Source organism: Amycolatopsis sp. NPDC051372, from assembly GCF_040682095.1.
In the GTDB taxonomy this organism is placed as follows: Bacteria; Actinomycetota; Actinomycetes; order Mycobacteriales; family Pseudonocardiaceae; genus Amycolatopsis.
Genome location: NZ_JBFBAF010000032.1, coordinates 24,520 through 35,585, shown reverse-complemented (window position 1 = coordinate 35,585; position 11,066 = coordinate 24,520). Strand labels below are relative to the sequence as shown.

Below are 11,066 nucleotides of genomic sequence, written 5' to 3'. Positions count from 1 at the left end.
GTCACGATTCCGGTTCCGATGGCCGATTTCAGGGGGGAGTGAGGCCATGAAGGAATCCTCGGCGCACCGGCGAAGACCACCGGCCGAGCCGTCATGGCGAGAGATCGACCTCGCCCGGATGTGGCTGGCGCGGCACGGGATCGCCGTGTCCCTGCCGACCCGGCTGCTGAGCATCCGGATCGCCGCCCGCACTTCGCCCTCGGCGTGGCTGCGCACGTTCCCGGTGTACGCCGGGCTCGCGATCATCGGTGCCGTGGGATACCAGAGCCTGCAGTACCTGCCGGGCGTGCGAGGCGTCGAGATGACCGAGGCCACCACCCTCTTCCTGCTGTTCGCCGCGCTCCAGATCAGCCAGTGGCGCGCCCGGCGGCGCCGTGAGCGTTCCCTCGACCTGCTCGTGCCGCACCGCATCACCGGAGCCGCCCGGCCGATCGGCGTGATCGACGCCTGGTACACCGCGACAGCGGTCACGACCTTCGCGGGCGGGGCTCTGCTGGCACTGTCCATGTTCGTTGCCGCGGCCGGCGCACGGACGTACGCGTGGAGCTGGGTCGGCCTGCTCACCGCAGGAGCGCTCTGCACCACCGTCGTCGTGCAGCCGGGATCGCGCAGTGGCGGCGGAAACTGCCGCCCGGCTATTACGGTGCGCCGGAAATCGCAGACCCGACGGCCGCGGGCGACGGCGTGTGACAGTCCGTCGTCCGCGGCGGAGCCGGAACCTCAGCCGAACAGGGGCGGCGGCAGTTCCTCCGCCAGCACGATCGACTTCAGCTGCGTGTACATGTCCAGCGTTTCCTTGCAGTACTCCCGGCCGAGGCCGCTGCCCTTGTAGCCGCCGAAGGGCGAGCCGTCGACGAGGTTGAAGTACTGGTTGACCCACACGGAGCCGGCGTGGAGGCGGTCGGCCGTGCGCATCGCGTTCTTCAGGTTGGTGGTGTAGATGCCGGCGGCGAGGCCGTACTCGACGTCGTTGGCCTGGTCGATCAGCGCGTCGTAGTCCTTCCAGCGGATGACCGACAGCACCGGGCCGAAGATCTCCTCCTGCGCGATGCGGCTGGAGTTCTCGGTCTCGAACACGGTCGGCTCGATGAACCAGCCGTGCTCGCTGCCGGCCACCGTCGTGCGGCCGCCGCCGGTGACCAGGGACGAGTCGGAGCGGCCGGAGTCGATGTAGTCCAGCACGCGCCGGCCCTGCTTTCCCGACACGAGACAGCCGAGGCGCGTGGCGGGGTCGAGCGGGGAGCCGACGCGCACGCCCTGGAAGCTCGCGGAAAGCTTGCCCAGGAAGTCGTCGTATAGGTCGTCGTGCACGAACAGGCGGGTACCGGCGAGGCACGACTGGCCGTTGCAGTAGGTGGCGGCGAACGTCGCGTTGTCGATGACGCGGTCGAGGTCCTCGATGTCGGGGAACACGATGTTCGGGCTCTTGCCGCCCAGCTCCAGCGACACCGGCACGAGCCGCTCGGCGCCGGCGTGCGCGACGAGCCGCCCGACCTCCGCGGAGCCGGTGAAGGCGAGCTTGTCCACGTCCGGGTGTGCCGTGAGCGCGGCGCCGGCCTCGTCGCCGAAGCCCGGCACGACGTTCACCACGCCGGGTGGGAAAAGTTCGGCGAGCTTCGTGCACAGTTCCAATGTGGACAGTGACGCGTTCTCGTCCGGCTTGAGCACCACCGTGTTCCCGGCCGCGAGCGCCGGGGCGAGCTTGAACGCGGTCATGATCGCGGGCACGTTCCACGGGATGATCTGCCCGACGACGCCGATCGGTTCGCGCTTGGCGATGGCCCAGCCGCCGGCGACGGGGTGGTTCCAGCCGTCGTGCGTGACGGCGGCCGAGGCGAAGAACCGGTACTGCCCCACCGCGATCCGGTGGTCCAGCGGCGTTTCGAAGATCGTGCGGCCGATGTCCATCGTGTCGATGGCGGCCAGGCGCTCGGCGTTGGCCTCGATCCAGTCGGCGAGGCGGTGCAGCAGCAGCGACCGCTCCTCGGGGCGAGTGGCGGCCCACTTCGGGAACGCCGCGCGGGCGGCGGCCACGGCGGCGTCGACGTCGGCCGCGCCGCCGCGGGTGATCGTCGCGAGCTGCGCGCCGGTCGCGGCGTCCACCGCCGGGAAGGTCTCGGTGGAGAGCGAGCGGAACTCACCGTTGATCAGTGGTTCGTAGTGGGAAGCGAGCGCCGGTTCGAGCTGTTCGACAGTCACAGGTGCCCTCCTCCGACAGTGACGTGGCTTACATCTCCTGCGGAGTATTCGGCACCGCGACGGTGAGTCAACGCGGCGTGCGTTCCCCGGCCCCCGCCGTGCGCGAACCGGCTTTCCACAACGGGGGACGCGGCTATCCGTTGCCGCGCAAGGTGTCCGACGGGCCACAGCCGTAGAGACGCCGGTGCTCGGCGCTGAACCGCCCGGCGTTGCCGAAGCCCCACCGCGCCGCGACGGATGCCACCGTCGTCTCTTCCGGCGACCGCTCACGCAGCTCCGCGTGCGCCCGGCGCAGCCGTGTCTCCCGCAGGTACGCCACCGGCGAAGGCCGCCCCGCCCGGCTGAACGCGGCCTGCAGCCCACGCACGCTCAGCCGCGCCGCGGCCGCGATCTCGAGCAGCCCGATGTCCTCCGCGGCGTTCAGTTCGATGAATGCCTCGGCCCGCCGCACGGCCGCGGGTGACACCTGGCCCGTCGGCTCGGCCTCCGCTTCGCCGAACGTGCTCGGATACGCCTCCAGCAACGCGGTCGCCGCGAGCCGGAAGAGCTGGGCGGCGAGCAGCGGGCTGCCCGCCATCCCGTCCGCCGACCGCGTTTCCTCCAGCAGCAGCCGGGTCGCGGTATCCCACCGGCGGGCGGCGGCGGCCGACGCGGGCGCGCCGAGCACGAAGCGCACCGGCCGCGGTTCGTCCCACCCGCGCAGCTCGGCGGCGATCCGTTCGAGCCCGTCGCGGTCCAGCACGGTGTTGAGCACCTCGGCGCTGTCGTACCACCGCAGCTGGTACGAGCCGTACGCGTCCATCACGAGCGCGCCCGGCCCGGCGCCGACCAGACCGTCGGCGGTCGAGCGGACGGCGAAGCGGCCCTTGAGCGGACGCGTGACGAGCACGAAGTCGTCGAACGGCACCGGGTCCACGCGCACCTCGGGCCCGCCGTACACGAGGTCGAACAGCCGCACCTTGGCGAACCCGCGCGAGCTCTGCCGGCAGACGAACCCGCGCTCGCCGCCGACGAGGTCGAGCCGGTGCGGGCAGTAGACGTCGCTGAGCCGCGACCGCGCCTCGTCCGGATCGCGGGTGTCGACCTCGGGTTTCACGACCGCAGCCATGACTCGGCCCCCTTCGGCCGCTCTAGCGCCTTCCTGACGATCGTAAATTGTATTACAGTGGCGTTCTCTTGACGGCCGCCACGGGAAATGAGGTCAGCCGTGCAGCTCACGCCCAGTGCCCACTCGGATACGTTCTGCCGGGACAACTTGCCTCCCTTCGACCAGTGGCCGCACCTGCTCTTCGAGCTTCCCGAACTGCACTACCCCGATCGGCTCAACGCCGCAACCCGCCTGCTCGACGGAGCCGTCGAGCAATGGGGCCCCGACCGGCCCGCGGTGCTCTCGCCGACGAGCACCTGGACCTATGGCGAACTGCTCGTCCGCGCCAACCAGATCGCGGGCACGCTGGTGAGCCTCGGTGTGGTGCCGGGCAACCGCGTGCTGCTGCGCGGCCCGAACACGCCGTGGCTCGCCGCGTGCTGGCTCGGCGTGCTCAAGGCCGGCGCGGTCGCCGTGACCACCATGCCGATGCTGCGCACGCACGAGCTGACGAAGATCGTCGACGCGTCCTCCCCCACGCTCGCTCTCGCCGACCACCGCTACACCGAGGACCTGCTGCCGTTCGCCCTGCCGCTGCTCGCCTTCGGCGGCGACTCCCCCGACGACCTCTCGGCCCGGTGCGCGACGCAGCCCGAGACGTTCGCCGACGTCGAGACGGCCGCCGACGACGTGGCGATCCTGGCCTTCACCTCCGGCACCACCGGGCGACCCAAGGCCACCATGCACTTCCACCGCGACCTCATCGCCATCGCGGACACGTTCTCGCGCCACGTCGTGAAGCCCGAGCCCACCGACCTGTTCACGGGCACGCCGCCGCTCGCCTTCACGTTCGGCCTCGGCGGGCTGCTCGTGTTCCCGCTGCACGCGGGCGCGGCCACGCTGCTGGTCGAGCGCGCGACGCCGCCGGAGCTGGCCGACCTCGCGGCGGCCCATGGCGTCACGGTGCTGTTCACCGCCCCCACGGCCTACCGCGCGATCCTCGCCTCCGACCGAAGAGCCGCGCTGTCGGCGCTGCGCCGCGCGGTCTCGGCGGGCGAGGCGCTGCCCGAGAGCGTCGCCGTCGACTTCCACGAGGCCACCGGCCGCTGGCTCATCGACGGCATCGGCAGCACGGAGATGCTGCACGTGTTCATCTCCGCCGCCGACGAGGAAACCCGCCCGGGTTCCACCGGGCGCGCCGTGCCGGGGTTCCGCGCGCGGATCGTCGACGACGAGGGCCGCCCGGTGCCCGACGGCACGCCCGGCCGGCTCGCCGTGCAGGGCCCCACGGGCTGCCGCTACCTGGCCGACGACCGCCAGACCGTGTTCGTCGAAGACGGCTGGAACCTCACCGGCGACACGTATGTGCGCGACGCCGACGGCTACTTCCACTACCGCGCCCGCAGCGACGACATGATCGTGTCCTCGGGTTACAACATCGCCGGCCCCGAGGTCGAGGAAGTCCTCATGGCGCACCCCGACGTGCTGGAGTGCGCGGTGGTCGCCGCGCCGGACGAGGCGCGCGGGTCGATCGTCGCGGCGTACGTGGTGCTGCGCGAAGGCGCGGACAGCGACGCCGCGATGGTCAAACAACTGCAGGACTTCGCGAAATCCGTTGCGGCGCCGTACAAGTACCCGCGACGGGTGGAGTTCGTGACCGAGCTGCCCCGCAACCCCAGCGGCAAGGTGCAACGGTTCCTCCTGCGCCGCCGAGCGGCCGGCCAGTCCGCGGAACCGCAGCCCGTCAACCCCTGAGCGGGGCCGAGCCCGTCAGTGCGACCGCGCGGGCATCAGGTTCCAGCCGAGGGTGACCACGGTGCCGTCCACGCCGGGCGTGATGTCGGCGTGGTCGGCGCTCGCGCGCAGCAGCAGAAGCCCCCGGCCGCGCAGCGACACGGGGTTCGGGTCGTCGACCGGCGCGCGCCAGTGCCCGTGGTCGGTGATCACGACCTCGACGCGGTCCCGCCGCACCACGGCTTCGAGGTCGAGCAGACCCCGCCCGTCGCCTCCGTACGCGTGGTCGGCGACGTTGGCCAGCGCTTCGTAACTGGCGAGCACGATGTCCTGCGCCCGATCCTCGGGCACGCCCGCCGCGCGCACCCACGCCGTGAGCCGGTGGCGCAGCGCGCGCAGGGCACCCGGCTCGGCCACGACGTCGCGGCAGCTCAGCGGGGTCCCGCCCGGCTGGATTTCCTGGGGAAGATTGTCTTCGGGCAGGGCCACGATCACGCCTCCGTTCCCGAAGCGAGCGCCTCGTCGACGGTGGTGAACAGGCCGATCCACGTGTCGAGCCCGGTGCTGGTGAGCGGCCGCGTCGTGACGTGGGTCGTCGAGACCACGCGCAGCCCTCGCTCACCCAGCCGCTGGTGCGCCGCGGCCAGCACCTGGAGCCCGGCCGAGCTGAGGAAGGTGACCTTGCGCAGGTCGACCACGAGCACCTCGGGACTCTCGTCGACCACACCGGTCACGATGTCGTCGAGCTCGGGCGCGGTGACCAGGTCGATCTCGCCCGCGACGGTCACCACGGCGGCCCGCTCGTGCCACCGCACCGTGACCAGCAGATCGCCGGTCTCGGGCACATCCCGGGGAGAAGACGTCACGAGATCCCATCGTGCAGGATCGCCGCCGCGCGCGCCACTGCCGGCGCTCAGCGCGGCAGCTTCACGACAGTGACGAAGAAGTCGTCGATCTGGCGCACGACCTCCACGAACCGGTCGAAGTCCACGGGCTTGGTCACATACGCGTTGGCGTGCAGGTCGTAGCTGCGCAGGATGTCCTCCTCCGCCTCCGACGTCGTCAGCACGACGACCGGGATGCTGCGCAGCTCCGGCGTCGCCTTGACCTCGGCGAGCACCTCGCGCCCGTCCTTGCGGGGCAGGTTGAGGTCCAGCAGGATCAGGCCCGGGCGCGGCGCGTCGGCGTACCGGTCCTCGCGGCGCAGGAACTGCAGGGCCTCCACCCCGTCGGCCACCACGTAAAGCGCGTTGCGGATCTTGTGGTGCTCGAACGCCTCCTGCGTCATCAGCACGTCGCCCGGGTCGTCCTCGACGAGCAGGATGTCGATGGGGGCCATGGTTTCGGTCATGCGTCCTCGTTCCCGGTTCGGGTCTCGAGCAGGGGCTCGGTGTGCTCGGTGTGCTCGGTCCGCGCTGGTTCCGGCTCGGGGGCCGGATCGGGCGCGGGCAAGGTGAAGCGGAAGCGGCTGCCTTCGGTCACCTCGGTGTCGAGCCAGATGCGGCCGCCGTGGAACTCCACGATCTTGCGGCACATCGCGAGCCCGATCCCGGTCCCACCGTAGGCCGACTTGCTGTGTAGCCGCTGGAAGATGACGAAGATCCGCTCGGCGTACTGCTTCTCGATGCCGATCCCGTTGTCGGACACGGAGAACAGCCACTCGTCGCCCTGGCGCTCGGCGCTCACGCGGACGACGGGCGGGACTTCGCTGTGGAACTTCAGCGCGTTGTTGACCAGGTTCTGCAGCACGGCGGTGAGCAGCGGCCCTTCGCCCCGGACCCGGGGCAGCTCATCGCGCTCGATCCGCGCGCCGGTTTCTTCTATCACGGGCTCGAGGTTGCCGAGCGCGTCGTCGAGCAGCTTCCCGGTGTCCACCACGGTCATCTCGCCCGCGCGGCGGCCCACGCGGGAGAAGGAAAGCAGGTCGTTGATGAGGTTCTGCATGCGCTTCGCGCCGTCGACGGCGAAGGCGATGTACTGCTCGCCGCGTTCGTCGAGCTGGCCTTTGTAGCGACGTTCGAGCAGCTGGCAGAAGCTCGCCACCTTGCGCAGTGGCTCCTGCAGGTCGTGCGAGGCCACGTAGGCGAACTGCTCGAGGTCCGAATTGGACCGTTCGAGCTCCTGCGTGCGGGTGTCGAGCAGCTCGTGCGCCTGCTTCAGCTCGCTCACCTCGCTCACGATCCGCAGGCGCATCGCGTCGACGTCGGCGCCGAGTTCCACGAGCTCACGCGGACCGGTGCCGTGCACGGGCCGGTGGATGTCGTCGGTGTCGGACACCCCGCGGACCTCGGCGGCCAGCCGCATGATCGGCACCGTGATCACGCGCCGCAGCAAGACCCACAGCAGCACGAACAGGATCACCACGAGCCCGGCGATCACGAGCAGCAGCACGGTGAGCTGGGTGGCGGCGCCGTTGAGGTCGGCCCGGCCGGTGTCGCGCGCGGCCGAGAGATGCGCCGACAGCGTGTCGAGGGTGGCTCGGACGCGGTCGAACAGGTTCTTTCCGGCGTCCGCCGCGCCGACCCCGGGTGGCGGCGCGCCGGTCGACGCGGGCTTCGTGACGGCATCCTGCCACGCACCCGCCGCCCGCAGCACGGCCTCGAGGTCGTCACCGGTCCGGGTGCCGGGCACCGCGCCGAGGCGGCGCAGCTCCGCCGCGGCGATGGACTGCTGCGAACGGCCGGCCAGGTAGGGGTCGAGGAACTCGCGCCGGCCGGTGAGCAGAAACCCGCGGATGCCGGTCTCCTGGTTCAGCAGCGCCTGCGAAAGCGCGTTGGCCTGCAACAGCTGCGGGCCGCTCTGGTCGAGCAGACGGCTGCGGGCGTCGTTGAGGTTGCCCACCGCGAGGACCCCGCCGGCGACCGCCGCCAGCAGGAGCACCGCCTCGACGAGGCCGACCATCGAGACCCAGCGCCGGATCGGCCAGTGCCGCTGCGCTCGGACGTACCGGCTCACTCCGCGGCCTCCTCCCGATCTTCGAGGTGTGTGAGCATGGTGAGGGCGACGTCGTCGTCGAGCGGGCCGGCGTTGAGCTCCTCGACGCGGGTGATGAGCCGGTCGAGCACCACGCCGTGGCCGGTGTCCGGGCCGGCCTCGCCGAGGAGCTCGACGAGCAACCGCGCCATCTCCTCGTGGCCGAGACGCTCCGCTCCGCCGCCGACGCGGCCCTCGAAGATGCCATCGGTGTAGAGCACGAGCGACCAGCCGGGTTCGAGGTCGACGTCCAGCGGGTCCCAGCGCGCGTCCGGGACGACGCCGAGCGGCACGCCCAGCTTTTCGCCGGACAGCAGGCGGCCGGTGCCGTCGCGGCCGATCAGCAGCGGGGGCGGGTGGCCGGCGAGGCTCATCCGCGCCGATCGGCGGTCGGGGGCGACGACGACCGTGCACAGCGTCGCGAACAGCGGGCGGATCCGCTCGTGCACGAGGACGCGCTCGACCGTCGCGAGCACGTCGGCCATCGGCATGCCGGCCAGCACCAGCGCACGCCACGCGATGCGCAGCGCGACGCCGAGGGCGGCTTCGTCCGGGCCGTGGCCGCAGACGTCGCCGATCACCAGGTGCACGGTGCCGTCGGTGAGCTCCACGGCGTCGTAGAAGTCGCCGCCCAGCAGTGAGCCGTTGCGGCCCGGGCGGTACTTCGACGCCAGCTCCAGGCGCGGGTCGGCGAGCAGCGGGGAGGGCAGCAGGCCACGTTCCAGGCGCGAGTTCTCGCTGGCCAGCAGCTGTTGCTGCAGCAGCTGCTGCTCCACCTGCTCGGTGCGCTTGCGTTCCCACGCGTAGCGCAGCGCCTTGCCCAGCAGCGGGCCGTCGACCTGGTTCTTGCCGAGGTAGTCCTGGGCGCCCGCGGCGACGGCGGCGACCCCGGTGGTCTCGTCGTTCTGCCCGGTCAGCACCACCACGGCGGTGCCGGGCGCGTGCTGGCGCAGCCGCGTGAGCCCGGTGAGGCCCATGGCGTCGGGGAGCTGGAGGTCGAGCAGGATGCAGTCGGCGACGACCGGGCCGGCGAGGGCTTCGGCCAGCGTCCGCGCGCGGGCGAGGGTGGCCGGCACCGCGGCGTCGGCGAGCAGCTCTTCCACGATCAGGGCGTCGCCGTCGTCGTCCTCGATCAGGAGGACGCGCAACCGCGAACCCGACGTGGCCGGAACAGCCGGCGGGAGCACCGGTGAGGTGTCCCGCTCCATGGTGTCCGGCAAATCCGTGTTCGACAGAGCAACCAGCCTTTCGAGAACCGTGCTGTCCCGATACCACCCGCGCGCGATTCGAGGCGACACGAAGGAGAGCCCGGGCGCGGACGAATCCACACCGGGGCTCGAAGGCTGCCTTTTCAACCTCCGCTCACCCTAGCCCGACCGCATCGTGCGGCCTATGCCGGACATGCCGGAGGGTCCCGCTACACGGTGAACCGGTCGGGGTCCGCGGCCTTCCAGTCGACGGCCCACTCCTCGGGTGGCTCGGCGAGCAGCTGCCCCGGCTCCAGCCAGTCGTACAGCTCGGCGTAGGAGCGCACCACGTGCGGGTCGAGGCGGCGGCGCAGCTGGTGCGGCGCGAGGTGGGCCGGGTCGGACACACCCATCGCGGCCATGATCTGCAGGGCCCCGGCGACCGTCGAGTGTTGGTAGCGCTGCACCCGCTGCGACTTGTCCCCGACGTCGAGCGCGCGCCCGCGCCGCGGGTCCTGTGTGGCGACGCCGACCGGGCACTTGTTGGTGTGGCAGCGCTGCGACTGGATGCACCCGACGGCGAACATCATCGCCCGCGCGGCGTTGGTGTAGTCGGCGCCTTGAACCAGGCGCTTCACCAGATCGGCGCCCGTGGCGACCTTTCCGCTGGCGCCCAGGCGGATGCGGTCGCGCAGGCCGGTGCCGACGAGTGCGTTGTGGACGGTGATGAGCCCTTCGGTGAGCGGCGTGCCGAGGTGGTCGGCGAACTCCAGCGGCGCGGCGCCCGTGCCGCCCTCGGAACCGTCGACGACGATGAAGTCGGGCGTGACCTCTTCGTCCGCCATCGCCTTGCACAGCGCCAGCACCTGCCGCCGCGAGCCGACGCACAGCTTGAAGCCGGTGGGCTTGCCGTCCGCGAGCTCGCGCATGCGCGCGACGAAGTGCACCAGCTCACGCGGGGTGGAGAAAACGCGGTGGTACGGCGGGGAAATCACGGTCTGCCCGATCGGGACGTCGCGCACCCGGGCGATCTCGGCGTTGACCTTCGAGCCGGGCAGCACCCCGCCGATCCCGGGCTTCGCGCCCTGGGAAAGCTTGAGCGACACGCACTTCACGGCGTCGTGCTGCGCCTTGTCGGAGAACTCGGCGGCGTCGAAGTCGCCGTCGGAGGTGCGGCAGCCGAAGTAGCCGGTGCCGACCTCCCAGATCAGGTCTCCCCCGCCCTTGAGGTGGTACTCCGACAGGCCGCCCTCGCCCGTGTCGTGCGCGAACCCGCCGAGCGCGGCGCCCTTGTTGAGCGCGAGGATCGCGTTGGCAGACAGGCTGCCGAAGCTCATCGCGGAGACGTTCAGCAACGCCATGTCGTAGGGCTTCGTGCAGTCCGGCCCGCCGATCCGCACGCGCGGCGGCGTCTCCGCCTGCTTGACCGGAGCCATGGAGGGCACGAGGAACTCGTAGCCGTCGGCGTACACGTCGCGCTCGGTGCCGAACGGCTCCTCCGCGTCGGTGCCCTTCGCGCGCTGGTAGACGATGCTGCGCACGTTGCGGTCGTACGGGCGCCCGTCGAAGTTGCGCTCGATGAAGTACTGCTGCAGCTCCGGGCGGATGGCCTCCAGCAGGAACCGAGCGTGGCCGAGCACGGGGTAGTTGCGCAGCACGGAATGCTTCGTCTGCAGCAGGTCGTACACGCCGACCAGCGCCGGCACCAGCAGCGGCCCGGCAAGGAACCACCACCAGGCGTTGCCGGCCGCCAGTACCACCCCACCCGCGGCCACCACCACGAGCAGCGCCACCGCGCCGAACCTCACCGCACTCAATCCACGCACGGGGAGAACGTAGCCGCAGCACCGCCTTTGCGCAGGTCCGGGCGGCCTTTCGGGCCGCTG

10 protein-coding genes are annotated in these 11,066 nt (G+C 71.5%); 2 read left to right on the top strand and 8 right to left on the bottom strand.

Going from position 1 to position 11,066, the window contains the following annotated elements:
* Positions 1 to 46 precede the first annotated feature (46 nt).
* Positions 47 to 832: a hypothetical protein gene (locus AB0M56_RS38000; RefSeq protein ID WP_364185384.1), complete on the top strand. Its 786-nt coding sequence runs from the start codon at positions 47 to 49 to the stop codon at positions 830 to 832.
* Here AB0M56_RS38000 and AB0M56_RS37995 read toward each other — a convergent pair.
* Both AB0M56_RS37995 and AB0M56_RS37990 read right to left on the bottom strand, forming a co-directional pair.
* On the bottom strand, positions 721 to 2,199 hold the full coding sequence (locus AB0M56_RS37995; RefSeq protein ID WP_364185383.1) for an aldehyde dehydrogenase family protein: 1,479 nt from the start codon (positions 2,197 to 2,199) through the stop codon (positions 721 to 723). The two genes, AB0M56_RS38000 and AB0M56_RS37995, sit on opposite strands and share 112 nt — an antisense overlap.
* 133 nt (positions 2,200 to 2,332) lie before the next feature.
* A complete protein-coding gene (locus AB0M56_RS37990; protein WP_364185381.1) occupies positions 2,333 to 3,307 on the bottom strand; it encodes an AraC family transcriptional regulator in 975 nt (324 codons plus the stop codon).
* Positions 3,308 to 3,406: 99 nt separating this feature from the next.
* Between AB0M56_RS37990 and AB0M56_RS37985 the strand changes: the two genes are divergently transcribed.
* Positions 3,407 to 5,041, top strand: a complete 1,635-nt coding sequence (locus AB0M56_RS37985) for an AMP-binding protein (protein WP_364185379.1) — start codon at positions 3,407 to 3,409, stop codon at positions 5,039 to 5,041.
* Between the two features lie 15 nt (positions 5,042 to 5,056).
* Here AB0M56_RS37985 and AB0M56_RS37980 read toward each other — a convergent pair whose 3' ends face one another.
* The 6 genes from AB0M56_RS37980 to AB0M56_RS37955 form a co-directional block, all read right to left on the bottom strand.
* Entirely contained in the window at positions 5,057 to 5,509 is a 453-nt protein-coding gene (locus AB0M56_RS37980; protein ID WP_364185377.1) for an ATP-binding protein, read from the bottom strand.
* A 2-nt stretch (positions 5,510 to 5,511) separates the two neighbouring features.
* Positions 5,512 to 5,886, bottom strand: a complete 375-nt coding sequence (locus AB0M56_RS37975) for an STAS domain-containing protein (RefSeq protein WP_364185375.1) — start codon at positions 5,884 to 5,886, stop codon at positions 5,512 to 5,514.
* A gap of 47 nt (positions 5,887 to 5,933) precedes the next feature.
* Positions 5,934 to 6,371 carry a response regulator gene (locus AB0M56_RS37970; RefSeq protein ID WP_220238953.1) on the bottom strand — a complete coding sequence of 146 codons (438 nt, stop codon included), beginning with the start codon at positions 6,369 to 6,371 and terminating at the stop codon, positions 5,934 to 5,936.
* On the bottom strand, positions 6,368 to 7,921 hold the full coding sequence (locus tag AB0M56_RS37965; protein ID WP_364185542.1) for an ATP-binding protein: 1,554 nt from the start codon (positions 7,919 to 7,921) through the stop codon (positions 6,368 to 6,370). Before AB0M56_RS37965 ends, AB0M56_RS37970 begins: the two co-directional genes overlap by 4 nt.
* A 50-nt stretch (positions 7,922 to 7,971) precedes the next feature.
* The gene (locus tag AB0M56_RS37960; RefSeq protein ID WP_364185373.1) at positions 7,972 to 9,201 is read right to left on the bottom strand and encodes a SpoIIE family protein phosphatase; all 1,230 of its coding nucleotides are present in this window, start codon (positions 9,199 to 9,201) and stop codon (positions 7,972 to 7,974) included.
* A gap of 209 nt (positions 9,202 to 9,410) precedes the next feature.
* Complete coding sequence (locus AB0M56_RS37955; protein ID WP_364185371.1) at positions 9,411 to 11,006, bottom strand: FMN-binding glutamate synthase family protein; 1,596 nt, start codon at positions 11,004 to 11,006, stop codon at positions 9,411 to 9,413.
* Positions 11,007 to 11,066 lie beyond the last annotated feature (60 nt).